Raw genomic sequence first — 25,264 nt, 5'->3', positions numbered from 1 at the left:
CGATAGCGGACAAGTACCGTGAGGGAAAGGTGAAAAGTACCCCTGGCGGGGAGTGAAATAGTACCTGAAACCGTGTGCCTACAATCCGTCAGAGCCCGGCTGCCCCTTGTGGGTGTTGGGGTGATGGCGTGCCTTTTGAAGAATGAGCCTGCGAGTTTGCGTTGTGTTGCGAGGTTAACCCGTGTGGGGAAGCCGGAGCGAAAGCGAGTCCGAACAGGGCGTTTGAGTAGCACGATCAAGACCCGAAGCGAAGTGATCTATCCATGGGCAGGTTGAAGCGCGGGTAAGACCGCGTGGAGGACCGAACCCACTTAGGTTGAAAACTGAGGGGATGACCTGTGGATAGGGGTGAAAGGCCAATCAAACTTCGTGATAGCTGGTTCTCCCCGAAATGCATTTAGGTGCAGCGTTGCGTGTTTCTTGCCGGAGGTAGAGCACTGGATAGCCGATGGGCCCGACCAGGTTACTGACGTTAGCCAAACTCCGAATGCCGGTAAGTGAGAGCGCAGCAGTGAGACTGCGGGGGATAAGCTCCGTAGTCGAGAGGGAAACAGCCCAGACCATCAGCTAAGGCCCCTAAGCGGTGACTAAGTGGAAAAGGATGTGGAGTCGCATTGACAACCAGGAGGTTGGCTTGGAAGCAGCCACCCTTGAAAGAGTGCGTAATAGCTCACTGGTCAAGTGATTCCGCGCCGACAATGTAGCGGGGCTCAAGTCATCCGCCGAAGCTATGGCATTCATGCGTTAACTAAGCCGCCTTTTGGGTTGGTTCAGGTGTGTGGATGGGTAGGGGAGCGTCGTGTCGCGAGTGAAGCTCCGGGGTGACCCAGGGGTGGACGCGACACGAGTGAGAATGCAGGCATGAGTAGCGAATCACGTGTGAGAAACACGTGCGCCGAATGATCAAGGGTTCCAGGGTCAAGCTAATCTGCCCTGGGTAAGTCGGGACCTAAGGCGAGGCCGACAGGCGTAGTCGATGGACAACGGGTTGATATTCCCGTACCGGCAAAGTAGCGCCCATGACGAACCTGGTGATGCTAACCACCCGAAACCTTGCTTACTGAACCCTTCGGGGGGATGGGGCTTGGCGGAGCGTGGGACCCGAGCTGGTAGTAGTCAAGCGATGGGGTGACGCAGGAAGGCAGCCCAACCACGGCGATGGTTGTCCGTGGCCAAGGATGTAGGGAGCAGTGTAGGTAAATCCGTACTGCTGACTTTGATGTCGATCCTGAGATCTGATGGGGACCCAATTGTGGGGAAGTGGGTGATCCTATGCTGTCGAGAAAAACCTCTAGCGAGCTACGCGCCGCCCGTACCCCAAACCGACTCAGGTGATCAGGTAGAGAATACCAAGGCGATCGAGCGAACCATGGTTAAGGAACTCGGCAAAATGCCCCCGTAACTTCGGGAGAAGGGGGGCCCGATCTGTGATCCCACTTGCTGGGGGAAGCAGTGACGGCCGCAGAGACCAGGCCCAAGCGACTGTTTACTAAAAACACAGGTCCGTGCGAAGTTGTAAGACGATGTATACGGACTGACTCCTGCCCGGTGCTGGAAGGTTAAGGGGACCTGTTAGACGCACTTGTGTGTCGAAGCGGAGAACTTAAGCCCCAGTAAACGGCGGTGGTAACTATAACCATCCTAAGGTAGCGAAATTCCTTGTCGGGTAAGTTCCGACCTGCACGAATGGAGTAACGACTTGGGCGCTGTCTCAACCGTGGACTCGGCGAAATTGCACTACGAGTAAAGATGCTCGTTACGCGCGGCAGGACGGAAAGACCCCGGGACCTTTACTATAGTTTGGTATTGGTGTTTGGTTCGGCTTGTGTAGGATAGGTGGGAGACTGTGAAGCATTCACGCCAGTGAGTGTGGAGTCATCGTTGAAATACCACTCTGGTCGTACTAGATGTCTAACCTAGGTCCGTGATCCGGATCAGGGACAGTGCCTGATGGGTAGTTTAACTGGGGCGGTTGCCTCCTAAAATGTAACGGAGGCGCTCAAAGGTTCCCTCAGCCTGGTTGGCAATCAGGTGGCGAGTGTAAGTGCACAAGGGAGCTTGACTGTGAGACAGACATGTCGAGCAGGGACGAAAGTCGGAACTAGTGATCCGGCGTCGGCATGTGGAAGCGACGTCGCTCAACGGATAAAAGGTACCCCGGGGATAACAGGCTGATCTTCCCCAAGAGTCCATATCGACGGGATGGTTTGGCACCTCGATGTCGGCTCGTCGCATCCTGGGGCTGGAGCAGGTCCCAAGGGTTGGGCTGTTCGCCCATTAAAGCGGCACGCGAGCTGGGTTTAGAACGTCGTGAGACAGTTCGGTCCCTATCCGCCGCGCGCGCAGGAAACTTGAGAAAGGCTGTCCCTAGTACGAGAGGACCGGGATGGACGAACCTCTGGTGTGCCAGTTGTCCCGCCAGGGGCACGGCTGGTTAGCTACGTTCGGAAGTGATAACCGCTGAATGCATCTAAGCGGGAAGCACGTTTCAAGATGAGGTTTCCCACCACTTATGTGGGTAAGGCCCCCAGCAGAACACTGGGTTGATAGGCCGGAGGTGTACAGCAGCAATGCCTAGCCGACCGGTACTAATAGGCCGAGGGCTTGTCCCACAACCACTCAACCAAGACAACAACCACGTTGCACGAGTGCTCGCGTCCACGAATCCAGAACACAGTTCGACCCCACGACAAGTGGGTGCACGACACATGTGAACAGAGGCTTGGCCACACCCGGCTGACAACACGCCAGGGTGTGGACCGCTAGAGTTACGGCGGCCATAGCGAAAGGGAAACACCCGGTCCCATCCCGAACCCGGAAGTTAAGCCTTTCAGCGCCGATGGTACTGCAACCGCGAGGTTGTGGGAGAGTAGGACGCCGCCGGACATACACTCCGTAGAGGCCACCGCAAGGTGGCCTCTACGTGTTTTTCCCGCAATTTCGTGAGGATCGGGCCCGTCCGGGCCAGGAAGTGCAGAGGTGGAGCCGTGGCCGAGGAGCGTCGCAGCCAGCGTCCGTCGCAGGGGACCGGCAGCGGAGGCCGGTCCGGTGGTCCGCGAGGCGGCAAGCCCGCCGGCGGCAAGCCGGCCTCCGGTGGCCGTGGCCGTCCCGACAAGGGCAGTGCCGGTCGTCCCGAGAAGGGCGGCTCCGGCCGCTCCTCGCGGTCGAGCGAGCGCGCCGACCGTTTCGAGCCGGGTGGCGACGAGCGTCGTGACCGCCGCTCGGGCGGTCGTCCGGAGCGGGGCGGTCGCCCCGAGCGCGGTGGACGACCCGAGCGCGGTCGCAGCGAGCGATCCGGCGGCAAGCCCGACTGGAAGCGTCCCGCCGACAAGCAGGTCGACCGCACAGCCGAGCAGGCGCGCTACGACGGTCCCGACCTGCCCGAGGACGTGACCGGCAAGGAGCTCGACCGCTCGATCACGGCCCAGCTCAAGGGTCTTCCGGAGAAGCTCGCGTCCCGTGTCGCCCGGCACCTCGCCGCGGCGGGCATGCTCATCGACGACGACCCGGAGACCGCCTACCAGCACACGTTGGCGGCCCGGGCGCGCGCGCCCCGGCTGGCCGTCGTGCGTGAGGCGGCCGGCGAGGCGGCGTACGCAGCCGGGCACTACGCCGAGGCGCTCGCCGAGCTGCGTGCGGCCAAGCGGATGAACGGCGCGACCGCCTACCTGCCGATCATGGCCGACTGCCACCGCGCCCTCGGCCACCCCGACCAGGCGCTGAAGCTGGCGAAGAGCCCGTCGGTGGCCAACTTCGTCCCCGAGGCGAAGGCCGAGATGACGATCGTCGAGGCCGGTGCGCGTCGGGACATGGGCCAGGTCGACGCGGCGCTGCGCACCCTGGAGCTCGCACCGCTCACGTCGAAGACGCGGGCGTCGTGGGTCGTCCGGCTGCGGTACGCCTACGCCGACACGCTCGAGGCGGCCGGTCGGCTGACCGACGCGCTGGCGTGGTTCCACCGGACGCACGCGATCGACAGCGACGAGATCACGGACGCCGCGGCGCGTGCCGAGGCGCTGGAGAAGCGGATCCCGCAGGACTGAGCGCGAAGGGCCGTGGTCAGCGTCCCAGGACGTTGACCACGGCGTGGTCCACCCCGGCGGGCTGCGTCGCCGCGCGGATGCCGTCCTGGTAGCCGACCCGGATCCGGTCGACGACCACGATGGCCGGCTCGTCCGCTGCCACCTCGACGAGCAGCGAGTCCCCGGGCTCGAGCCGCTGGCCCTCGGGGTCGACCAGCTCGCTGCAGTACGCCGCCGGGTCGGAGGTGACTCCGGGGGAGCCGTCCCGACACAGCAGCGGACGCACGTCGACGTCGGTGTTGGCGGTCACCCGCAGCTTGACGCCGTCGACGCCCAGCGAGCGGTCGGTCGGCGCCGGCGCCATCGCGACGTACACCGGCACCCCGACCGGTGTGGCGGCCTGGCGGGTCTCCTCGCTGGTGGCCAGCTCCCGAGGGTGGGTGGTGTACCACAGCAGGACCGCGAGGAGCGCGACCAGCAGGACCAGCGCCACGGCGGCGCGAACCGCCCATCGGCTCCGTGACACCTCGAGCGCAGCCGAGGTCCGGGGCGGGCTGTCGGACATGGGGCGAGGGTAGGGCACGTCACACCGCGATTGCGGACGAGACACGTCGGGTACAGCTCTCGTGGCCTTGACCCGGTCGGCGGTGGAGGATTCACTACCCGGGGGCTGGAGGAGGAGCGGTGCTGCGGTTCTCGGGTGCAGGGTTCAGCGATGTGGGCCACGTCCGCGACCACAACGAGGACGCCGGCTTCGTCGGCACGACGCTCGGCCTGGTGGCCGACGGGGTCGGCGGCGCCGCCGCGGGCGAGGTCGCCTCGGCGACCGTCGCCAGCGCGGTCGTCGAGACGGTCCTGGGTCCCGCCGGGGACCCGGGTCACGCCCGGACGCCCGAGCAGGTCCTCGTCGCCGGGGCCGACCGGGCGCGGGCCGGCATCCGCCGCGCCATCCAGCGCGACCTCACCCGGCTCGGGATGGCCACGACGCTGACGGTGCTCCTGTGCGACGGGGAGCGGGCAGTGCTGGGACACGTGGGGGACTCCCGCGCCTACCGGCTGCGCTCCGGCGTCCTCGAGCAGCTCTCCACCGACCACACGTACGTCGCGCACCTGGTGGAGTCCGGGCAGCTGGCCCGCGAGGCCGTGCCCCGGCATCCCTGGCGCAACGTGGTGCTGCGGTCGGTCGACGGTGACCCCGCCGACCAGGGGCTCGACCTGCTCCCGGTGCGCCTGCGCGCGGGCGACCGGTACCTGTTGTGCAGCGACGGCCTCACCGACATGGTCGTCGACGAGGTGATCGGCGAGGTCCTCGGTCGTGGTGATCCGGACGCGGCCGGTACCGCACTGGTCGACCACGCGCTCGCGGCCGGCGGCAGGGACAACGTCACCTGCGTGGTGCTCGACGTCGTCGACGTCGACCCCGCAGCGGCCGGTCCGACGGGCCCGGCCGACGGCGTGCGCCTCGGCGCCCTGCTCGACCCGGCCAACGTGGTGGAGCCGAGCAGCCCGGTGCGCTCGGGGTGAGTGCGTCGGCGGGGAGTCCCGACCCGCCGATCGGCCGTGGTGGCTGGTGCTCAGGCGCCTCATGGGTCACAATGGGGGCACAACTACATCGTTGTCACTCGACTGACTTCGACCGACACGAGACCGCTGGGGAAGGCGTAGCTCGCGCCGGAGGAAGAAGGAGGTCACGGTGACCGCACGCACTGCTACCCGCACCGCGACGAGGGGCGTCCTGTACGTCCACTCAGCGCCGTCCGCGCTGTGCCCGCACATCGAGTGGGCCGTCGGTGGTGTGCTGGGTGCTGCCGTCAACGCCGACTGGACCCCCCAGCCGGCGCAGGCAGGCACCTACCGCGCCGAGCTCTCCTGGACCGGCGCACCGGGTTCGGCAGCCGCCATCGCCTCGGCGCTGCGCGGCTGGAACCACCTGCGCTTCGAGGTGACCGAGGAGCCGACCTCCGGCACCGAGGGTGCCCGGTACTCCTACACGCCCGAGCTGGGCGTCTTCCACGCCGTCACCGGCCTGCACGGCGACATCATGATCCCCGAGGACCGGCTCAAGGCCGCCGTGGTCAAGGCCGCTCTCGGGGACACCACGCTGCTGGTCGAGATCGACAAGCTGCTCGGGAAGCCGTGGGACGACGAGCTGGAGACCTTCCGGCACGCCGGCGACGGCGCGCCGGTGCGCTGGCTGCACCAGGTCGTCTGAGCACCCCGGGGCCCTCGGGGGCGGGCGCGGGTCAGCGCTTGCGGTACAGCCGGAAGTGCGACGGCTCGACCCAGCCCTTGTGGATCTCGGTGATGCTCGTCTGCCAGGTCACCCGCATCTTGATGGTGAACCGACCCGGGACCGTCGAGGGCCCGCAGATCGTCCACGACCTCTGGCCCCTCGCCGGGTCCGAGTCCACGTCGATGGCGCCGGAGGCCAGCTTCACGCCCCGGGGGTCGACCAGGAAGATCTCCGCCGCCCAGTCGTCGCTCGGCGGGTCGACGACGTAGTGGTAGTCGTAGCCGTGGCACCCGCTGCGCAGCGGGCGGTCCGGTGCTCCGGTGCTGCCCCAGTCCCGGTGCTCGTACGCCGCGGCCGGCGGCGTCGGTGCCAGCGCGGCGCCGAGGGTGAGCGCGGCGGCGGCGAGGGCGGCCGGGAGCGGGCGGGAGCGGCGGCGCGGCATGGTGACCTCCGGTGACTGTGACTGCGGTCACCTGGTCAACGCGCGCGGGTGGTAGGGGGTTACGTCACCCGCGGTCGCCCGGGCGGGTCACGGTCGCCGGAGCCGGAAGTGGCTGTTGGGGAGTCGGCCCTCCTCCTCGTCCCAGCCGTCCCACACCGACACCTTCGCCTTGATGGTGAACCTGCCGGGGGACGAGGCGACGCCGCACAGCCGGAACCTCAGCCTGCCGGTCGGCTCCTCGCTGTCGCTGAGGAGGTAGGTCGAGGCGATCTTGTGGCCCTTCGGGTCCTTGATCTTCACCTCGACCTCCCAGTCGTCGGTCGGGACGGTGAGGCGGTAGCGGTAGGCGTAGCGCTTGCAGCCGCGCTTCAGCACGCCGTCGGGAGCGGCGGTGCGCCCCCAGTCCGCGCGGACCTCGACCGGTTCCGCCGCCGACGCCTGCCCGACCGGGCCCAGGACGGGCAGGCTGGCGGCGACCAGGGCGGCGGCGAGCAGACGGGCGTGGGGTCGCATGGCCCCATCGTTCCCGACGAGTGGTGAGGGCCACACCCCTCGCGGAGTGTGGCGTGCGCCTCAGCGTCAGGCGGGCTAGAGCGGGATGTTGCCGTGCACGCCGTGGCGGACACCCTCGGCCTGCACCGCCTCGTCGATCGCCCGGGCCAGGGCGGAGCGCGTGAGTGCCGGGTCGACGACCTCGTCGACGACACCGATCTCGACGGCCTTGTCCACGCCGCCGGCGAGCCGCTCGTGCTCGGCGGCCAGCTCGGCCTCGACCTGGGGACGGATCTCGGGTGCGACCTCGGCCAGGCGACGGCGGTGCAGCACCCGGATGGCCGCGACCGCACCCATGACCGCGACCTCGGCGCCGGGCCAGGCGAAGACCCTGGTGGCGCCGAGCGAGCGCGAGTTCATCGCGATGTAGGCACCGCCGTACGTCTTTCGGGTCACCAGGGTGACCCGGGGGACCACGCACTCGCCGAACGCGTGCAGCAGCTTCGCACCGCGGCGCACGACACCGTCCCACTCCTGGCCGACGCCGGGCAGGTAGCCCGGGACGTCGACGAGCACGACGAGCGGGACCCCGAGGGCGTCGCACATCCGCACGAAGCGGCTGGCCTTCTCCGCGGAGAGGGAGTCCAGGCAGCCGCCGAGGCGCAGCGGGTTGTTCGCGACCACGCCGACGGTGCGGCCGCCGAGACGACCGAGGGTGGTGACGATGTTCGGCGCCCACTTGGCGTGCAGCTCGAGCGCCGTGCCCTCGTCGAGCACGGAGGCCACGAGCGGGTGCACGTCGTACGCCCGCTTGCGGGACTCGGGCAGCAGCGCGGCGAGGTCACGGTCCTCGACCTCGGAGACGCGCAGGCTGCCCTGGGCGCCGAGGAGGGTCGCGACGGCCCGCGCGCGGTCGAGCGCCTCGCGCTCGGACTCCGCGAGCACGTGGACGACGCCGGAGCGCCGGCCGTGCGGCTCGGGTCCGCCCAGGCGCAGCATGTCGACGTCCTCGCCGGTGACCGACCGGACCACGTCGGGGCCCGTCACGAAGATCCGGCCCTCGGGACCGAGGATGACGACGTCGGTGAGCGCGGGGCCGTACGCCGCGCCGCCGGCAGCCGGGCCGAGCACGACCGAGATCTGCGGCACGCGGCCGGAGGCCTGCGTCATCACCTTGAAGATCCGTCCGACGGCGTGCAGCGACAGCACGCCCTCGGCGAGACGGGCGCCGCCGGAGTGCCACAGCCCGATGATCGGGACGCCGTCGGTCATCGCTCGGTGGTAGGCGTCGACGACGACCTGGCAGCCCTGGTCGCCCATCGCGCCGCCCATCACGGTGGCGTCGGAGCAGAAGGCCACGACCCGGGTCCCCTCGACGGTGCCGACCGCGGCGACCATGCCGGAGTCGTCGTCGGGGGTGATCAGCTCGAGGGAGTCGGCGTCGAGCAGGGCCCGCAGTCGGGTGACCGGGTGCCGGGGGTCCTGGTCCCGGGGGACCTTGGTGGGCGTCCGCGGGGCCGTCGGCGCTTGCGTCACGAGACGCTCCGGAACGCGATGGCGACGTTGTGGCCGCCGAAGCCGAAGGAGTTGTTGAGGGCGGCGATGTCGCCCTCGGGCAGGTCGCGGACCTTGTCGGCCAGGTCGAGGCCGACGTCCTCGGGGTCCTCGAGGTTGATCGTCGGCGGCACGGTGCGGTGGTGCAGCGCGAGCACGGTGGCGACCGACTCCAGGGCGCCGGCGGCACCGAGGAGGTGCCCGGTCATCGACTTGGTCGAGGTGAGGACCGCGCCGGACGCCGCGTCGCCGAGCGCGTTGCGGATCGCGAGCGCCTCGGCCACGTCGCCCTGGGGCGTCGAGGTGGCGTGGGCGTTGATGTGGGCGACGTCGGCGGGGGAGAGGTCGGCGTCGCGGAGGGCGAACCGCATCGCGCGGGTCGCGCCGGCGCCGACCGGGTCGGGCTGGGCGATGTCGTGGGAGTCGGCGGTGATGCCGGCACCGCCGGCCTCGGCGTACACCCGCGCGCCGCGGGCGGCGGCGTGCTCCTCGGACTCCAGGACGAGGACGGCGGCACCCTCACCGAGCACGAAGCCGTCGCGGCCCTTGTCCCAGGGACGCGAGGCGGCGGCCGGGTCGTCGTTGCGCTTGGACAGCGCCATCATCTGGCCGAAGGCGGCCATCGGCAGGGCATGGACCGCGGCCTCGGTGCCGCCGCAGACGACGATGTCGGCGCGGCCCAGGCGGATCAGGTCGATGCCCAGGGCGATCGCCTCGTTGCCCGAGGCGCACGCCGAGACCGGGGTGTGGACGCCCGACTTGGCACCGAGCGCGAGGCCGATGCCGGCGGCCGGGCCGTTGGGCATGAGCATCGGGATCGCCAGCGGGGAGACGCGGCGCGGTCCCTTGGCGAGCAGGGCGTCGTAGTTGGTCAGCAGCGTGGTGACACCGCCGATGCCCGACGCCATCGCGACCGACAGGCGCTCGGGGTCGATGCCCGCCTCGGCGGCGCTGCCGGTCAGGCCGGCGTCGGCCCAGGCCTCGAGGGCGGCGACCATGGCCAGCTGCCCCGAGCGGTCCATGCGGCGCGCCTTGACCCGGTCGAGGGTCTCGCTCGGCTCGACCGCCACGCGGGCGGCGATGCGGGCGCCGAGCGGCTCGGCCCACTCCTCCTCGAGGGGACGGACGCCCGAGCGGCCCTCGAGCAGGGCGGACCAGGTGGAGGGGACGTCGCCCCCGACCGGGGAGGTGGCTCCCAGACCGGTGACGACGACGCGCGTGGCGGACATGATGGCTGCTCCTCGGGGAGGGGACGTGCGGAGGGGGGGACGGCGCCGGCCGCGACGGGCCGGCGCCGGTCGGGGTCAGGCGGAGGCGCGCTCGATGAAGGCCACGGCGTCACCGACGGTCTTGAGGTTCTTGACCTCGTCGTCGGGGATGGAGACGCCGAACTTCTCCTCGGCAGCGACGACGACCTCGACCATCGACAGCGAGTCGACGTCGAGGTCCTCGACGAACGACTTGTCGAGCTGGACGTCGGCGGCGTCGACGCCCGCGACCTCGTTGACGATCTCGGCGAGGTCGGAGCGGATCTCCTCAGTGGTGGCCATGCTGGTTCCTCTCGGTGGTGGGGTGGTGCTGGGTCTGGGGGTGCTGCGGGGTGGTGCGCTCGTGGGGCCGCGGTCGAGCGGCTCAGGGGACGACGACGACCTGGGCGGCGTACGCCAGGCCGGCACCGAAGGCGACCAGCAGGGCGGTGTCGCCGGACCGGGCGTCGCCCTCGGCGACCATCCGGTCCAAGGCCAGCGGGATCGAGGCGGCCGAGGTGTTGCCCTGCTCGGCGATGTCGCGGGCGATGCGGACGGTGGGGGGCAGCTTCATCGACCGGGCCATGGCGTCGGTGATCCGCATGTTCGCCTGGTGCGGCACGAAGCAGTCGAGCTGGTCGGCGGTGATGCCGGCCCGGTCCAGGGCCTCCTGGGCCACCTTGGCCATCGCGAACGACGCCCAGCGGAAGACCGCGCTGCCCTGCATGGTCAGGTGCGGCATCGCCGGCTCCGCGGCGGCCAGCACGTCACGCCAGTCGTGGCGGGACCGGATCAGGTCGGACTGCTCGCCGTCGGAGCCCCACACGACCGGGCCGATGCCCGGCTCGTCGCTCGGGCCCACCACGGCGGCGCCGGCGCCGTCGGCGAAGATGAACGCCGTGCCGCGGTCGGTCATGTCGGTGATGTCGGAGAGCCGCTCGACGCCGACGACCAGGACGTGCCGGGCGCTCCCGGTCCGGACGAAGTCGGCAGCCATCGCGACGCCGTGGCAGAAGCCCGCGCAGGCGGCCGACACGTCGAACGCCGCGGCCTGGTCGGTGCCGAGCTCGTGGGCGACCAGGGTCGCGACGGCCGGGGTCTGCATCAGGTGGCTGACGGTGGCGACGACGACGCAGTCGATCTGCCCGGCGTCGAGGCCGGCGCGCTCGAGCGCCTGGCGCGCGGCGGCGACCGACATCATCTGGATGGTCTCGTCGTCGGAGGCGAACCGGCGCTGCTTGATGCCCGACCGCTGCTGGATCCACTCGTCGCTGGAGTCGATCGCCTCGACCACCTCGGAGTTGGGGACGACCCGGCGGGGGCGGTAGGCGCCGATGCCGAGGATGCGTGCGTGCTCCGCGCCGGTGGTGGCCCGGATCCGCGCGCCCATCAGGCCGCTCCCTCGGGGTGCAGCCGCAGCAGTGGCTGGCCGGGCGAGACGAGGTCGCCGTCCTCGACGAGCCACTCCACGACCTGGCCGCCGTGGGCGGCGGTGACCGGGATCCGGTCCCGCAGGCTGGCGACGTCGCCGATCGCTGCTCCGGCGGGCAGGACGGCGGAGGCGGCCGCGGCGCCGGCGATGTGGAAGGTGCCCTTGACCGGGGAGACGACCATCCGCCAGGTGGGGGAGGTCTCCATCTCCGAGGACTCGCCGTGCTCCTCGCAGAAGGCCCGGGCCGCGTCGAGCTGGTCGGGGGTCTTGAGCGCGAACGTCGCCACGCCCTTGAGCGCGCGCTTGGCGATGCCGGTCAGCGTGCCCGCCGGCGGCATCTCGAGGATGCCGGTGACACCGAGGTCGGCCATCGTCTCCAGGCACAGGTCCCAGCGCACCGGGCTCGCGATCTGCCCGACGATCCGGCGCAGCACCTCGTTGCCGTCGTGGACGACCTGCCCGTCGCGGTTGGAGATCAGCCGCGTCCGCGGGTCGTGGGTCGAGACCGAGCGGGCCAGGTGCGCGACGTGGTCGACGGCCGGGCGCATGTGCTCGGTGTGGAAGGCGCCCGCGACGCTCAGCGGCATCAGCCGGGCCTTGGCCGGCGCGTCGTCCGCGAGGGCGGCGAGCTGGTCGAGGGTGCCGGCCGCGACGACCTGACCGGGGCCGTTGTCGTTGGCGGCGGTCAGGCCGTGCCGCGCGAGGGCGGCCAGCACCTCGTCCCGGTCGCCGCCGAGGACGGCGGTCATCCCGGTGGGCGTCACGGCCGAGGCGTCGGCCATGGCGTTGCCGCGCTCGCGCACCAGCACCATCGCCTGCTCCGCGGTGATCGCCCGGGCGCCCGCCGCGGCGGTCAGCTCGCCGACGCTGTGGCCGGCGACCGCGCCGATCTTGGCGAAGGCGTCGGCAGGGTGCGGGAACAGCTCGAGCGCGGCGACCAGGCCGGTCGCGACGAGCAGCGGCTGCGCGATCCGGGTGTCGCGGATGGTCTCCGCGTCGGACTCGGTGCCGTGGGCGACCAGGTCGACCCCGGCGACGGTCGCGAGCCACTCGAAGCGCGAGGCGAAGACCGGGTCCTCCAGCCAGGGCCGGAGGAAGCCGGGAGTCTGGGCCCCCTGGCCCGGGGCGACGATGACGAGCACGGGTCCACCCTGCCCCTCCGAGGGGTCCGCGCTCGCCTCCGGCGCCCACGAAATCCGCAGGCCGGTTCTTGTGGGGTTCCCACAAAAGCCGACGTGGCGTCGCAGCTAGTCCCGCGGCCGGTGGAGAGGGCTACTCGACACGGCCGGACTGGCGGCCCAGGACGAGCGCGATCCGCAGGACGAACGCGTCCCGGGGGCGGCTGGGGGAGAAGCCGGTGGTGTCGGTGACCTGGCGCAGGCGGTAGCGGACGGTGTTGGGGTGCACGAAGAGGGCCCGCGCGGTGCCCTCGATCGAAGAGCCCTCGTCGAGGTACGTCGCGAGCGTCTCGACCATCGTCCCGCGGGCGCGCAGCAGCGGGAGGTAGAGCTGCTCGACGAGGTGCCGGCGGGCGTGCCCGTCGCCGGCCAGTGCGCGCTCGGGCAGCAGCTCGATGCTCTGCACCGGCCTCGGCGCACCCGGCCACCCCGCGGCCGCGCGGTGCGCGGAGACGGCGGCGCGTGCGGACACGTGCGCGCCGGCGAGGTCGTCGGCGGCGGGACCCACGACGACGGGTCCCTCCCCGAAGAGGCCGACGACCGACTCGGCGGCCACCCGCGGGTCGGCCACGCCGCCCAGGAGCACCACGAGCCGGTCGCCCTGCACGGCGCACAGCGCCTCCAGGCCCGCGGTCCGCGCCGCGCGGCGTACCTCCTCGGGCAGATCGGCGGCCGCCGTCCGCTCCGGGACCGCCCCGAGGACCACCGCGACGTCGCCGGCGGCGCTCCAGCCCAGCGCGCTGGCCCGGCTCAGCACCGCCTCGTCGGCCTCGGCGCGGAGCACGGCGTCCACGACGAGGGCCTCGAGCCGGGCGTCCCAGGCGCCGCGCACCTCCGCCGCGCGGGCGTAGACCTCCGCGGTCGCGAAGGCGACCTCGCGGGCGTAGCGGAGCACGGCGGCGCGGACCAGGGGCACGTCCTCAGCGCCGAGCAGGCGGTCGATGTCGGACTCGACGACCTCGATCGACAGCCGCACCAGGTCCACCGTCTGCTGGAGGTTGATCACGCCGGCCAGCGCCCTCGGCGCCGCGCCGAACACCGACGCGGCCAGCTCGTTGGCGCCGGGCGCGGGCGTGCCGTCGTCGGCGCGGAACCAGTCGACGAAGCCCCGGATGCCGGCCTGCACGATCAGGCCGACCCAGGAGCGGTCCTGGGCGCTGAGGTCGCGGAACCAGGGCATCTCGGCGTCCATCCGCGCGGTGGCGGCGGTGCTGAGCGCACCGGTGGCCCGCTGCAGCGCATCGGCGGCACGCGAGCGGGGTACTGCGGCTGGAATGCTCGACACGTCCGCAGGCTAGTCCCGCACCGTTGCGCGGGTGGCCGCGGACCGGTCGACCGGGCGAGGCACGACGACGAGGTCGTGCCGGATGCCCAACAAAACAAGGGAAATCCCGCGTTTCCCGGCGCCGGACCCTAGGGTCGGCGGACAGGCACGAGCACGAGCTCCCGCCGGAGGAGTACCAGGTGTCCACAAAGTCCCACGAGGTCCAGCACGTCACGATCCACGGCCACCGCCGGGCGTACGTGAAGGTCGGGTCGGGTCCCGCGCTGCTGCTCCTGCACGGGCTGGGGTGCTCCCACACCACCTGGGCGCCGGTGATCGACCTGCTCGCCCGGCGCTACACCGTCATCGCCCCCGACCTGCTCGGCCACGGGCAGTCGGACAAGCCGCGGGCGGACTACAGCCTCGGCGGGTTCGCCAACGGCATGCGCGACCTGCTGACCGTCCTCGAGGTCGAGCGGGTGACCGTCGTCGGGCACAGCTTCGGCGGCGGGGTGGCGATGCAGTTCGCCTACCAGTTCCCCGAGCGCACCGACCGGCTGGTCCTCGTCGCCTCCGGCGGCCTGGGCCCGGAGGTGACCCCCGCGATCCGCGCGATCACCACCCCGGGGTTCCACCAGGTCATGGGAGTCCTGACGCTCCCCGGCATCCGGCACGCGGGCAAGAAGGGCATGCAGCTGATGACCGCGCTGCCCTCGCGGCACGCGCGGGACCTCGGTGAGATGGCGGAGATCTACGACTCCTTCAAGGACCCGGCCGCGCGCCACGCGATCCGCCACGTCGTGCGCGGCGTCGTGGACTGGAAGGGCCAGGTCGTCACGATGGCCGACCGGGCCTACCTCACCGAGGAGATGCCGATGGCGGTGGTGTGGGGCCGCGACGACACCGTCATCCCGGTGCGCCACGCCGGGCTGGCCGGTGACCTCGCCCCGCGGTCGCGGGTGGAGATCATCCCGAACGCCGGGCACTTCCCGCACAAGGACCACCCCGAGCGGTTCGCCAAGCTGCTCCACGACTTCGTCCGGACCACCCAGCCCTCGACGTACGACCGGGAGCGCGTGCGGACGCTGCTGGTCAACGGCCGCAGCGAGCCGGCGCCGGTCGCCTCGGTCACCGACATCACCAGCGCCTGAGGACGCAGCAGGGCGGTGACCACCGGAGTGGTCACCGCCCTGCCGTCACGCGTCGAGGCTGACGCCCTCGTCCCTCAGGCGTCTCCGCCTTCCTGCTTCACGCCGGCGACGGCGGTGGGGTCGTCGATCCGGTACGTCGCGAACGCCTTCTCGACCTGGGAGCGGTCGACCTGCCCGGCGTCGGCGAGGGCCTGGAGGGCCTGCACGACGACGGACTGGGCGTCGATGTGGAAGTACCGTCGGGCGGCCGGGCGGGTGTCGGCGAAGCCGAACCCGTCGGCACCCAGCACCCGGTAGTCACCGGGCACCCAGCGGGCGATCTGCAGGGGCACGGCCCGCATGAAGTCCGAGACCGCGACGACGGGCCCCTCGACGTCGACCAGCCGCTCCTCGACGTAGGAGCTGCGCGCCTCCTCGCCGGGGTGCAGCAGGTTCCACTCCTCGGCGGCGACGGCGTCGCGGGCCAGCTCGTTCCACGAGGTGACCGACCAGGTGTCGGCCTGGACGCCCCACTCCTCGGCGAGCATCCGCTTCGCGTCCTGGATCCACGGCATGCCGACGCCCGAGCCCATCAGCGTGACCCGCGGGCCCTCGCCCTCGGCGCGCGAGACCTGGTGCATGCCGCGCAGGATGCCCTCGACGTCGACGTCCTCGGGCTCCTTGGGCTGCGGCACCGGCTCGTTGTAGACCGTCAGGTAGAAGATGACGTTCTCGCCGTTGCCCTCGGGCCCGCCGGTGCCGTACATCCGCTCGAGGCCGGAGCGCATGATGTGCGCGACCTCGTAGGCGTAGGCCGGGTCGTAGTGCACGACCGCCGGGTTGGTCACCGCGAGCAGCGGGGAGTGCCCGTCGGCGTGCTGCAGGCCCTCGCCGGTCAGCGTGGTGCGACCGGCGGTGGCGCCGACCAGGAAGCCCCGGGAGAGCTGGTCGGCCATGGCCCAGATCGAGTCGCCGGTCCGCTGGAACCCGAACATCGAGTAGAAGATGTAGAACGGGATCATCGGCTCGCCGTGCGTGGAGTACGCCGAGCCGGCGGCGGTCGCCGAGGCCATCGCGCCGGCCTCGGAGATGCCCTCGTGGAGCATCTGGCCCTGGGTCGACTCCTTGTAGGAGAGCAACATGTTCCGGTCGACCGACTCGTACTGCTGGCCGGAGGGGTTGTAGACCTTCGCGCTCGGGAACATCGCGTCCATGCCGAACGTGCGGTACTCGTCCGGGGCGATCGGCACGATGCGCTTGCCGATCTCGGTGTCCTTCATCCAGTCCTTGAGCAGACGGACGACCGCCATCGTGGTGGCGACGGAGTTCTTGCCCGAGCCCTGCTTGAGCTCGGCGTAGGCCTTGTCACCCGGCAGCGTGAGCGGCTTGGCCCGCACGACGCGCTTGGGCAGCGAGCCGCCGAGCTGGCGACGACGCTCGAGCATGTACTCGATCTCGGGGGAGTCCGCGCCGGGGTGGAAGAACGGCGCGGTGCCGGTCTCCTCGTAGGCCCGCTCGAGGTCGCGGTCGGAGATGGGCAGGTAGAGCCGGTCCCGGAACCGCTTGAGGTCGGCCGGGGTCAGCTTCTTCATCTGGTGGGTGGCGTTCTTGCCCTCCAGCGCGTCGATCGTCCAGCCCTTGATCGTCTTGGCGAGGATCACGGTCGGCTGGCCGACGTGCTTGGTGGCCGAGTCGAACGCGGCGTACACCTTGCGGTAGTCGTGGCCACCGCGCGGCAGCTTCTGGATCTGCTGGTCGCTCATGTGCTCGACCATCGCCCGCAGGCGCGGGTCGCCACCGAAGAAGCTCTCGCGCACGTAGGCGCCGTCCTCGACCGAGTAGGTCTGGAACGCGCCGTCCGGCGTGGTGTTCATCTTGTTGACGAGCACGCCGTCCACGTCGCGGGCCAGCAGCGGGTCCCACTCGCGACCCCAGACGACCTTGATGACGTTCCAGCCGGCGCCACGGAAGTTGGCCTCGAGCTCCTGGATGATCTTCCCGTTGCCCGTGACCGGGCCGTCGAGCTGCTGCAGGTTGCAGTTGATCACCCAGGTGAGGTTGTCGAGCTCCTCGCGTGCCGCGACCCGGATCGCGCCGAGCGACTCGGGCTCGGCCATCTCGCCGTCACCGAGGAACGCCCAGACGTGCTGCTGGCTGGTGTCCTTGATGCCGCGGTTCTGCAGGTAGCGGTTGAACCGCGCCTGGTAGATGGAGTTGATGCCGGTCAGGCCCATGGAGACCGTCGGGAACTCCCAGAAGTCCGACATCAGCCGGGGGTGGGGGTAGGACGGCAGCCCGGCGCCGGGCCCGTGCTGGACCTCCTGGCGGAACCGGTAGAGCTGCTCCTCGTTCAGGCGACCCTCGAGGAACGCGCGGGAGTAGACACCCGGGGAGGCGTGGCCCTGGATGTAGACCTGGTCGCCGCCGCCGGGGTGGTCCTTGCCGCGGAAGAAGTGGTTGAAGCCGACCTCGTAGAGGCTGGCCGAGGACTGGTACGTCGCGATGTGGCCGCCGACCTCGAGGCCCTTGCGGTTCGCGCTGGACACCATGACGGCGGCGTTCCAGCGGATGAACGCGCGGATCCGACGCTCCGCCTCCTCGTCACCGGGGAACCACGGCTCCCGCTCGGGCGGGATGGTGTTGATGTAGTCGGTGCTCCGCAGGGCGGGGACGCCGACCTGCATCTCGCGCGCCCGCTCGAGCAGGCGGAGCATGACGTAGCGCGCGCGCTCGCGTCCGCGCTCGTCCACGAGGGAGTCGAAGGAGTCGAGCCAGTCGTTGGTCTCGTCCGGGTCGATGTCGGGCAGCTGGGTCGGCAGGCCCTCGTGGATCACCGAGGGGGTCGAGCCCTTGCGCGTGCCTGAGCTGGTGGGTGGTTCTCCGGTCACCTCGTCATCGTTGCACGCGGGTGCGAGGGACGGAATTTACCCGTCGGTAGCCAGGCGGCCACGGAGGGCGGGGGCGACCGCTCGTCGGTCGCCGGTCGGCCCTCGGCCGGCCCCGACGCCGACGTCGACGGGGCCGGTGGGCGCCGATCGGGCCGGCGATCGGGGCGGCGCGCGACGTTCCCGCAGGTCGGGACGGCTTGCGCCTCGGCGCGGTCTCCGCTGGACTACTCCCCATCGCCCGCGGAGCGCGGGCGTACCGATCGCGTCTGGAGGACCACGTTGAGCTCGACCGAGGGTGGGGGGACCACCCGGACCGGCGCCGCAGGCGCCGACCAACCCGACACCGGACCTGCGGAGCGACTGGGGTTCACCAAGGGCATGGTCGTCCAAGAGCTCGGGTGGGACAACGACACCGACGACGACCTGCGCGTCTCCATCGAGGACACCATCGACGCCGACATGGTCGACGGTGACTACGGCAACGTCGTGGACGCGGTCCTGCTGTGGTGGCGCCAGGAGGACGGCGACCTGGTCGACGGCCTCGTCGACGCGCTGACCGACCTCGTCGGCGGCGGCGCCATCTGGCTGCTGACCCCGAAGGTCGGCCGCCCGAACTCCGTCGACGCCGCCACCATCGCGGAAGCCGCACCGATCGCCGGGCTCTCCCAGACGACGACCGCCGCGGTGAGCAAGGACTGGGCGGCGACCCGCCTGGTGGCACCCAAGACCCCCGCGTAGGTTCGCCCCGTGCTGCAGACCCTCCTCGGCCGCGCGGCGACCGCGGGCACCGGTGCCAAGGTGCTCGCGTCCTCGGGCATCATCCGGCCCTACCCGCCGGCCGTGCTGGCGCGCCTGGCCAGGACGGTCAAGGACTGGGGGACCGGCCCCGCGGGCGGCTTCGCCAGCCTGGCCGTGCGCTACCCCGACCGGGTGGGCCTCGTCGACGAGCTCGGCGAGCTGACCTTCGGCGAGCTGCACCGCCGCTCGAACGCACTGGCGCGCGCACTGCGTGCCCGTGGCGTCGGCGAGGGCGACGGGGTCGCGGTGATGTGCCGCAACCACCGCGGTTTCATCGACGCGAGCATCGCCGTGGCCAAGCTCGGCGCCGACGTGCTCTACCTCAACACCGCCTTCGCCGGGCCGCAGCTGGTCGACGTGCTGGAGCGCGAGCAGCCGACCGTCGTGGTCCACGACGAGGAGTTCACCGACCTGCTGGCCGCGGTCGACGTCGAGGAGCGGGTGCTGGCCTGGGTCGACGGCGACGGCGACGGTGAAGACGCCACCGGGGGCGTCGCCACCCTCGAGCAGCTCATCGCTGCCGAGGACGACGGCGACCTCGACCCGCCCGACCGGCACGGCCGCACGATCATCCTGACCTCGGGCACGACCGGCACGCCGAAGGGCGCCCCGCGCAGCGAGGCCGGCATCGACGCCGCGATCTCACTGCTGTCGCGGATGCCGCTGCGGCACGGCTGGCGCACCCACATCGCCGCGCCGCTCTTCCACACGTGGGGCTTCGCGCACATGGCGCTGTCGATGCTGCTGGGCTCCACGGTCGTGCTGCGCCGCCGCTTCGACCCCGAGGACTGCCTGCGCACCGTCGAGGAGGAGCGCTGCGACTCGCTGGTGGTGATCCCGGTGTTCCTGCAGCGGATCCTCGGCCTGGAGGAGCAGGTGCTGCAGCGGTACTCCCTCGACACCGTCAAGGTGGTCGCGTCCTCCGGCTCGGCGCTGCCCGGTGACCTGGCGGTCACCTGGATGGACCACTTCGGCGACCACCTCTACAACATCTACGGCTCGACCGAGGTCGCCTACGCCTCGATCGCGACGCCGGTGGACCTGCGCGAGGCCCCCGACTCCGCCGGCCGGCCGCCGTGGGCCACGACCGTCCGCATCTACGACGAGCAGGGCAAGGAGGCGCCCGCGGGCGCCTCGGGCCGGATCTTCGTCGGCAACAGCCTGCTCTTCGAGGGCTACACCGGCGGGGGCGGCAAGGACGTCCTCGACGGGCTGATGGCCACCGGCGACGTCGGCCGGTTCGGGGAGGACGGCCGCCTCTACGTGGAGGGGCGCGACGACGAGATGATCGTCTCCGGCGGGGAGAACGTCTTCCCCAAGGAGGTCGAGGACTGCCTGGCCCGCCACGAGGCCGTGGTCGACGTCGCGGCGATCGGGGTGGACGACCCCGACTACGGCAAGCGGCTGCGGGCGTTCGTGGTGCTGCGCGACGGCGCTGCGGCCGACGAGGACACGCTCAAGGACTGGGTGAAGGCGAACCTCGCGCGCTACAAGGTCCCGAAGGAGATCGTGCTCATCGACGAGCTGCCCCGCAACGCCACCGGCAAAGTCCTCAAGCGTGAGCTGAAGGACCACCCGGGGCCCGGCCAGGACGCCAGCACGGAGGCCGCCGGGTGAGCGGACTCGCGCTCGGGTGCGAGGCGCCCGACTTCACGCTGCGCGACCAGTTCGGCCAGGACGTCACCCTCTCGTCGTACCGCGGCACCAAGGCGGTCGCGATCCTGTTCTTCCCCTACGCCTTCTCCGGGGTGTGCACCGGGGAGCTGACCGGGGTGCGCGACCGGCTGGCCGAGTTCCTGACCTTCGACACCGAGGTGCTGGCGATCTCCTGCGACCCGCTCTACGCGCTCCGGGCGTTCGCCGACAGCGACGGGCTGAACTTCCCGCTGCTCTCCGACTTCTGGCCGCACGGGGAGGTGTCGCGCTCCTACGACGTCCTCAACGAGGCGACCGGTGCGCCCCGGCGCTCGTCGTACGTCGTCGACCGGCAGGGCGTCCTGCGGTGGGCCGTCCACAACCCGACGTCCGAGGGCCGCGACCTCGACGAGCACCTGCGCCAGCTCTCCGCGCACGCCTGACCGGGGCCGCGGTCGCCGTCTAGACCGCCGTCCCGATTTTGCCGCGATCCGCGGACGGGGCTCGTCGCGGACGCGTAGAGTTCTTCTCGTTGAACCGCTGGTGACCCGAGACGCCAGCGGTTCAACTTCCATTTACGGCCCTTTTCACGCGGCCGACCGCCACCGTCTAGTCTGTGGCCGCCCGAGCGGGCACGGGCGTATAGCTCAGCGGTAGAGCACCTCGCTTACAACGAGGTGGTCGGGGGTTCGATCCCCTCTGCGCCCACCATCCGCGTCTGACCAGCGGGAATGTCGGCGGCTTCGAACATAGTGACGAACGCACAGCGTTCGGACACCACCTATCGGAGTCACCCACCATGACCAGCACCGCCGCGCTCGACGCGCTCGTCGCCTCCTGGACGCTCGCCCTCGAGGCCGAGAACAAGTCGCCGCGCACCATCGGCAACTACCTCGAGTCCATGACCCTGTTCGGACGCTGGCTCGTCGACACCAACCGGCCCACCGCGCCCGACCAGATCGACACCTCGACGTGCCGCACCTGGCTCGCCGAGCTCATTGAGACCCGGTCCGCCTCGACCGCCCGCACCCGTTGGAACGGGCTGCGTCACTTCTTCGCGTGGTGCCTCGAGGAGGGGGAGACGACCGTCAACCCGATGGCGCTGGTGAAGGCGCCGGCGCTGCCCGAGAAGCTCGTCGAGTTTCTCACGCCCGACCAGCTCAAGGACGTCATCGCCGCCTGCGAGGGTCCGCTGCTGGTCGACCGCCGCGACCAGGCGCTGATTCTCATGTACGCCGACACCGGCGCCCGACTCTCCGAGCTGGCTACCGCGCACCTCGAGCACCTCGACCTCCGCGAGCGCACGCTGCTGGTCACTGGAAAGGGTCGCCGCGAGCGGATGGTGTCGTTCGGGTCGCGGACCGCGCGGTCGGTCGACCGGTACCTGAGGGTTCGCGGTCGTCAGCCGTACGCCGACGGGCCCTGGCTGTGGCTCTCTGGCAAGGACGGGCGCGCCCTGACCTCGAACGGCATCCAGCAGATGCTCCGGAGGCGTGGGAAACAAGCCGGGATCCCGGGGCTGCACGCGCACATGTTTCGGCACGGGTTCGCCGATGCCTGGCTCCGCGCCGGCGGGTCAGAGGGTGACCTGATGGAGCTGGCCGGCTGGCGGTCGCGGCAGATGCTCACGCGGTACGCCGCGAAGACCCGGGCCGAGCGGGCGCGGGAGGCCTACAAGGGCCGGTCGCCGATGGACAACCTCTGAGAGGTCAGCCGAGGCGGCGGCCGCCGCGGATGCCGAAGGTGTCGCCGCGCTCGACGGCGGCGGCCTGGCACTGCGGCAGCACGGTGCAGCGGCCGCAGACCGCCAGGGCCTCGGCGTCGCGAGGCTGGCGCCCAGGGTGGGTGAAGGTGTCAAGGAGGTCCGGGGTGTCTGCGCACGCGGCGCGGAGCTCCCACTCGTGGTCGGGGTCGAGCGCGCGGAGGACGAACCACTCCCGGATGCTGGTCACCCGAGGTCCTCGTCGAAGCCGAGGCGCCGTGCGGACCGCTGCTCCTGGCGGGCGGTGCGGAGCCGGCGGAGGCGCCTGACGAGGAGCGCGTCGTGCTCGAGCGCCTCGGGCTGGTCGATGACCCAGTTGAGGCGGCGGTAGTAGGTCGTGGAGGTCAGCGCGAACTGCTCGCGGATGGCGGTCTCCTTGGCGCCGGCGTACTTCCACCAGGAGTGCTCGAAGTCGAGCATCATGCGGTCCTCATGGGTGATGCCGGCCGTCGTCGCCGGCTGATCGGGTGCGGTCACGTACCCAATCTTGGGTACGACCACCGACAGTCCGGCGAGCTGCGGGCCGGGGTCAGTCCGCGGTCTGCACGTGCAGGAGGAGGTGCCCCTCGGGGATCCTCGCGCGGACCTGATCCATGGCGGCGTCGTCGTACTCCGGGACCTCGATGGTGAAGCGCTGCGCCTCGGCGGTGGTGTCGTTGGCGGGTCGGTGCGCGGCGAGGATCTTCACGGGCCGAACCGTAACCGGCCATACCGACCTCACCTCCCATCCTTGTCGTTCGACAAGGTGCGTGGTACGATTGACTTGTCAAACGGACCGAAGGAGGTGAACATGGACAAGGACATGAAGAAGGTCGTCAAGGCACTCGAGCAGCAGGGCTTCGAGGTCAGGACGACGAAGAAGATGCACATCGTGGTCTACCGCGACGGCCGCTTCGTCTGCGCCTTCGCTGGCACCCCCAGCGACTGGCGCGGGCTGAAGAACGGCATCGCCGCAGCCCGGCGTGCAGGGTTCCGCTGGCCGCCCTAGGCCGAACGCGGAAGAGGACCGGGGCGCGGATATCGCCCCGGTCCTCGGACCCCGAGTCTGGCACGACAACGACGAAGAGACCGAGGACCGGACCATGGACTTCTACACCGCAACCATCGACGTCAACCGGCGCGAGGAGCTCGCCGGCGACCGCGTCGACGAGCTCCTCGAGCAGCTCGCGACCTACCACGCTGCCATCGGCACCAGCCCCCGCGGCTTCCTCTCCGCGACCATCACGGTGCCCGCGGAGAGCCTTGCCCAGGCGACCACCACCGCGCTCGCGGTCGTGAGCTCCGCGTTCGGTGCCGAGCCGATCGCCTGCACCGTGCTGACCACCGCCGAGCACGACGCCCGCCAGGGGTGGGAGTCGACCCCCGAGGTGGTGTCGGTCAGCGAGGCCGCGACGCTCCTCGGCATCAGTCGGCAGGCGGTGCTGCAGCGCATCGCGGGCAAGTCGCTGCCGGCGACCCGGGTCGGCCGCAGCTGGACCGTCCCGCGTGCGGCGGTCGACGCCATCATCACGGCCGGTGCGGCAGCGGCCCGGGGTCACGAGTAGGAGTGGTCGCGGCGGCGCTGCGCTGGGTCGGCGCTAGGTCCTACGGTCGCGAGCATGGGCGCCTCGAACCGTGACCGGATGGACGTGAGCCGGCCGGTGCCGGTGTGGGTGGACGAGTCGACGGCGTTCCGTGGCCCGGTGGCGCCGGGGATTCTGCTGGAGTGGCGGCAGGTTGAGGGGCACCGCGAGCCGCGGTGGGAGGGCCTGACGACGTTCGCGGTCGGTGGGGGTGAGCTGCCGTGGTCGACGGTGACGAAGTGGGTGCGGGAGGCGTGCCTGTTGCCGATGGAGCCCCGCTTCCCGCCGGGCACGAGCACGTGAGCAAGAGGCGGGCCGCCGCTCGCTCGGTCTCGGGGCGAGGAGCGGCGGCCCGCGGCTCGAGGTGGGTGGGCTTGCTTGGTATCTCCCAGTCCGACCTCGGCTCTGCGGTCGCAGTGTCCACCGGGCGTCGGCTCATACGTCGGCGCCCGGTCGGGCCCTAGGCTCGCGCCCGGCCGCCGCTCGTCACCGGGGGGTCTCGGGCGGCGGTTCCTCGGGACGCCGGACGTCCTCCACACGCAGCCACACCGCGCCGATCTGCAGCCGGGCGTCCATGATCGCGACGAACACGTGGGTCCGGGTCCACCGCTGCGCGCGGCCCTGTAGCCACTCCTCGCCGTCGTGCTCGAACACCACCCGGGCGCGTACCGGCCGCGGCGGCTGATCGGGGATGCCCTCGGCGTGCTTCGTGCCGTCGCCGCGGGTCAGCGGCCAGTCCTGGTTCAGCACCTGCTGGACGCCCTCGATGCGGCGGCGGGACTCAACCACGCCGTCGGGCACCAAGGCTGTAGCCGACCAGCCCGCCGCCGACGGCGCCGGCCAGGATGAGCAGAGTCGCGAGCATGGGCCGAGGGTAGACGGCGAGGTGAGCGCCGCCACTAGACTGCGTGTGTGAATGCCGAGCAGCGGTGGGCCGTTTTTGCGGTCGTGTTCGCACTGCTTGCGGTCGCAGCGCCGACGACTGGTTTGGCCCGCGGTATGGCGGTCTCCGCCCTCATCGCTCTGGCCGCGGTGGCGTTGGCGGGCCGTTCTTCTCGGCTTCGTCGAGGATCGACGCAATCTGCTCCGGGAGCGCGCTGAGCCAACCGGCAATGTCGGATGGTTGAACCCCCGCCCAGTCGACTGCCCAGAGCAGCACGCCGATGAGTCCGAGGATGTCGCCGCGCGTCCACCCTGCGGTGACGCCCCGTAGGCGCTGCCCGAAGGTCGACGACAGCGCTTCCACTGGTGATAGAGGGTCTTCAGGGGACTCCTCAACAATCCGGCGAAGCGTCAGCCGTAGTTCCTCCACCATGTCCCAGCTCCACTGGGGACCAGCGAGCATCTCGATGGCGCCGTCGCGGACGTTGAACGTCCCCTGCAGCCACTCAGTTCGTCCGCCGCAGCGAGGGCATGGGTTACCGCCCCCGCCATGGATGGTGATGTTTGTCGAGTTTTCGACTCGTATACCGCCCGGTTGCTCGACAGTGAGTCCACAGCGCGTACATCGCGACGGAATATCGGGTGCCACGCGCGCACATTAGGCGCCGCGCGCTGATCGTGGCGCGGAATGGCGAAGCCGCCCCGCCCCCGCTGCGTGAGCGGAGACGGGGCGGCGGCCCGGG

General features: G+C 70.8%; 26 protein-coding genes, 1 tRNA gene and 2 rRNA genes (1 of these 29 only partly in view). 14 read left to right on the top strand and 15 right to left on the bottom strand.

What is annotated here, in order from left to right; translation table 11 throughout:
* From OSR43_RS14195 to OSR43_RS14185, 3 genes are all read left to right on the top strand, one after another.
* Positions 1–2,612 (top strand): 23S ribosomal RNA (locus tag OSR43_RS14195); it begins 529 nt to the left of the window's first position.
* A gap of 157 nt (positions 2,613–2,769) precedes the next feature.
* Positions 2,770–2,886 (top strand): 5S ribosomal RNA (gene rrf, locus OSR43_RS14190).
* Positions 2,887–2,987: 101 nt separating this feature from the next.
* Entirely contained in the window at positions 2,988–4,043 is a 1,056-nt protein-coding gene (locus tag OSR43_RS14185; protein WP_302267258.1) for a tetratricopeptide repeat protein, read from the top strand.
* 16 nt (positions 4,044–4,059) lie between these two features.
* Here OSR43_RS14185 and OSR43_RS14180 read toward each other — a convergent pair whose 3' ends face one another.
* A complete protein-coding gene (locus OSR43_RS14180; RefSeq protein WP_302267257.1) occupies positions 4,060–4,587 on the bottom strand; it encodes a hypothetical protein in 528 nt (175 codons plus the stop codon).
* Between the two features lie 119 nt (positions 4,588–4,706).
* Between OSR43_RS14180 and OSR43_RS14175 the strand changes: the two genes are divergently transcribed.
* Positions 4,707–5,546: a PP2C family serine/threonine-protein phosphatase gene (locus tag OSR43_RS14175; RefSeq protein ID WP_302267256.1), complete on the top strand. Its 840-nt coding sequence runs from the start codon at positions 4,707–4,709 to the stop codon at positions 5,544–5,546.
* Between the two features lie 169 nt (positions 5,547–5,715).
* Positions 5,716–6,234, top strand: coding sequence for a DUF3145 domain-containing protein (locus tag OSR43_RS14170; protein ID WP_166196528.1), 519 nt, complete (start codon positions 5,716–5,718; stop codon positions 6,232–6,234).
* 31 nt (positions 6,235–6,265) lie between these two features.
* On the opposite strand, the gene OSR43_RS14165 is transcribed toward OSR43_RS14170, so the two are convergent.
* The 8 genes from OSR43_RS14165 to OSR43_RS14130 all read right to left on the bottom strand — a co-directional run bounded on the left by OSR43_RS14165 (position 6,266) and on the right by OSR43_RS14130 (position 13,885).
* Positions 6,266–6,697 (bottom strand): hypothetical protein, encoded by a 432-nt coding sequence (locus OSR43_RS14165; RefSeq protein WP_302267255.1) that lies wholly within the window; start codon positions 6,695–6,697, stop codon positions 6,266–6,268.
* 87 nt (positions 6,698–6,784) lie between these two features.
* On the bottom strand, positions 6,785–7,210 hold the full coding sequence (locus tag OSR43_RS14160) for a hypothetical protein (RefSeq protein WP_302267254.1): 426 nt from the start codon (positions 7,208–7,210) through the stop codon (positions 6,785–6,787).
* A 75-nt stretch (positions 7,211–7,285) separates the two neighbouring features.
* Positions 7,286–8,725 carry an acyl-CoA carboxylase subunit beta gene (locus tag OSR43_RS14155; RefSeq protein WP_302267253.1) on the bottom strand — a complete coding sequence of 480 codons (1,440 nt, stop codon included), beginning with the start codon at positions 8,723–8,725 and terminating at the stop codon, positions 7,286–7,288.
* Positions 8,722–9,972, bottom strand: a complete 1,251-nt coding sequence (locus OSR43_RS14150; protein WP_302267252.1) for a beta-ketoacyl synthase — start codon at positions 9,970–9,972, stop codon at positions 8,722–8,724. Before OSR43_RS14150 ends, OSR43_RS14155 begins: the two co-directional genes overlap by 4 nt.
* 75 nt (positions 9,973–10,047) lie before the next feature.
* A complete protein-coding gene (locus OSR43_RS14145; RefSeq protein WP_302267251.1) occupies positions 10,048–10,293 on the bottom strand; it encodes an acyl carrier protein in 246 nt (81 codons plus the stop codon).
* Between the two features lie 82 nt (positions 10,294–10,375).
* Entirely contained in the window at positions 10,376–11,380 is a 1,005-nt protein-coding gene (locus OSR43_RS14140; RefSeq protein ID WP_302267250.1) for a beta-ketoacyl-ACP synthase III, read from the bottom strand.
* Entirely contained in the window at positions 11,380–12,564 is a 1,185-nt protein-coding gene (locus OSR43_RS14135) for an acyltransferase domain-containing protein (protein ID WP_302267249.1), read from the bottom strand. The genes OSR43_RS14140 and OSR43_RS14135 overlap by 1 nt, the downstream gene beginning before the upstream one ends.
* A 130-nt stretch (positions 12,565–12,694) precedes the next feature.
* Positions 12,695–13,885 carry a CdaR family transcriptional regulator gene (locus OSR43_RS14130; RefSeq protein ID WP_302267248.1) on the bottom strand — a complete coding sequence of 397 codons (1,191 nt, stop codon included), beginning with the start codon at positions 13,883–13,885 and terminating at the stop codon, positions 12,695–12,697.
* 179 nt (positions 13,886–14,064) lie between these two features.
* On the opposite strand from OSR43_RS14130, the gene OSR43_RS14125 reads away from it, so the two are divergent.
* Positions 14,065–15,015, top strand: a complete 951-nt coding sequence (locus OSR43_RS14125) for an alpha/beta fold hydrolase (protein ID WP_302267247.1) — start codon at positions 14,065–14,067, stop codon at positions 15,013–15,015.
* 74 nt (positions 15,016–15,089) lie between these two features.
* On the opposite strand, the gene aceE is transcribed toward OSR43_RS14125, so the two are convergent.
* Positions 15,090–17,882, bottom strand: a complete 2,793-nt coding sequence (gene aceE / locus OSR43_RS14120) for a pyruvate dehydrogenase (acetyl-transferring), homodimeric type (protein ID WP_302267246.1) — start codon at positions 17,880–17,882, stop codon at positions 15,090–15,092.
* 360 nt (positions 17,883–18,242) lie between these two features.
* Here aceE and OSR43_RS14115 point away from each other — a divergent pair, with 360 nt between their 5' ends.
* The 5 genes from OSR43_RS14115 to OSR43_RS14095 all read left to right on the top strand — a co-directional run bounded on the left by OSR43_RS14115 (position 18,243) and on the right by OSR43_RS14095 (position 22,020).
* Positions 18,243–18,620, top strand: coding sequence for a DUF3052 domain-containing protein (locus OSR43_RS14115; RefSeq protein WP_302271682.1), 378 nt, complete (start codon positions 18,243–18,245; stop codon positions 18,618–18,620).
* Positions 18,621–18,629: 9 nt separating this feature from the next.
* On the top strand, positions 18,630–20,297 hold the full coding sequence (locus OSR43_RS14110; RefSeq protein ID WP_302267245.1) for an AMP-binding protein: 1,668 nt from the start codon (positions 18,630–18,632) through the stop codon (positions 20,295–20,297).
* Positions 20,294–20,758 carry a peroxiredoxin gene (locus OSR43_RS14105; protein WP_302267244.1) on the top strand — a complete coding sequence of 155 codons (465 nt, stop codon included), beginning with the start codon at positions 20,294–20,296 and terminating at the stop codon, positions 20,756–20,758. The genes OSR43_RS14110 and OSR43_RS14105 overlap by 4 nt, the downstream gene beginning before the upstream one ends.
* Positions 20,759–20,951: 193 nt before the next feature.
* A tRNA-Val gene (locus tag OSR43_RS14100) sits at positions 20,952–21,026 on the top strand.
* 88 nt (positions 21,027–21,114) lie between these two features.
* A complete protein-coding gene (locus tag OSR43_RS14095; RefSeq protein ID WP_302267243.1) occupies positions 21,115–22,020 on the top strand; it encodes a tyrosine-type recombinase/integrase in 906 nt (301 codons plus the stop codon).
* 4 nt (positions 22,021–22,024) lie between these two features.
* Here OSR43_RS14095 and OSR43_RS14090 read toward each other — a convergent pair whose 3' ends face one another.
* The 3 genes from OSR43_RS14090 to OSR43_RS14080 are packed head-to-tail and all read right to left on the bottom strand — an operon-like array spanning position 22,025 to position 22,765.
* Entirely contained in the window at positions 22,025–22,267 is a 243-nt protein-coding gene (locus tag OSR43_RS14090; protein ID WP_302267242.1) for a WhiB family transcriptional regulator, read from the bottom strand.
* The gene (locus tag OSR43_RS14085; protein WP_302267241.1) at positions 22,264–22,554 is read right to left on the bottom strand and encodes a DUF3263 domain-containing protein; all 291 of its coding nucleotides are present in this window, start codon (positions 22,552–22,554) and stop codon (positions 22,264–22,266) included. The genes OSR43_RS14090 and OSR43_RS14085 overlap by 4 nt, the downstream gene beginning before the upstream one ends.
* Positions 22,555–22,606: 52 nt before the next feature.
* Complete coding sequence (locus OSR43_RS14080) at positions 22,607–22,765, bottom strand: hypothetical protein (RefSeq protein WP_302267240.1); 159 nt, start codon at positions 22,763–22,765, stop codon at positions 22,607–22,609.
* Between the two features lie 102 nt (positions 22,766–22,867).
* Here OSR43_RS14080 and OSR43_RS14075 point away from each other — a divergent pair, with 102 nt between their 5' ends.
* The 3 genes from OSR43_RS14075 to OSR43_RS14065 all read left to right on the top strand — a co-directional run bounded on the left by OSR43_RS14075 (position 22,868) and on the right by OSR43_RS14065 (position 23,942).
* Positions 22,868–23,065, top strand: coding sequence for a hypothetical protein (locus OSR43_RS14075; protein ID WP_302267239.1), 198 nt, complete (start codon positions 22,868–22,870; stop codon positions 23,063–23,065).
* 94 nt (positions 23,066–23,159) lie between these two features.
* Positions 23,160–23,621: a helix-turn-helix domain-containing protein gene (locus OSR43_RS14070; RefSeq protein WP_302267238.1), complete on the top strand. Its 462-nt coding sequence runs from the start codon at positions 23,160–23,162 to the stop codon at positions 23,619–23,621.
* 54 nt (positions 23,622–23,675) lie between these two features.
* Positions 23,676–23,942 (top strand): hypothetical protein, encoded by a 267-nt coding sequence (locus OSR43_RS14065; protein WP_302267237.1) that lies wholly within the window; start codon positions 23,676–23,678, stop codon positions 23,940–23,942.
* Between the two features lie 183 nt (positions 23,943–24,125).
* On the opposite strand, the gene OSR43_RS14060 is transcribed toward OSR43_RS14065, so the two are convergent.
* Both OSR43_RS14060 and OSR43_RS14055 read right to left on the bottom strand, forming a co-directional pair.
* Positions 24,126–24,428 (bottom strand): hypothetical protein, encoded by a 303-nt coding sequence (locus tag OSR43_RS14060; protein ID WP_302267236.1) that lies wholly within the window; start codon positions 24,426–24,428, stop codon positions 24,126–24,128.
* 226 nt (positions 24,429–24,654) lie between these two features.
* Positions 24,655–24,885: a hypothetical protein gene (locus OSR43_RS14055; RefSeq protein WP_302267235.1), complete on the bottom strand. Its 231-nt coding sequence runs from the start codon at positions 24,883–24,885 to the stop codon at positions 24,655–24,657.
* Positions 24,886–25,264: the final 379 nt, after the last annotated feature.

The sequence above is a fragment of the Nocardioides sp. Arc9.136 genome (assembly GCF_030506255.1).
GTDB lineage: Bacteria > Actinomycetota > Actinomycetes > Propionibacteriales > Nocardioidaceae > Nocardioides.
The sequence above is the reverse complement of the archived record's forward strand: the minus strand, read 5'-3'. Positions and strand labels throughout refer to the sequence as shown.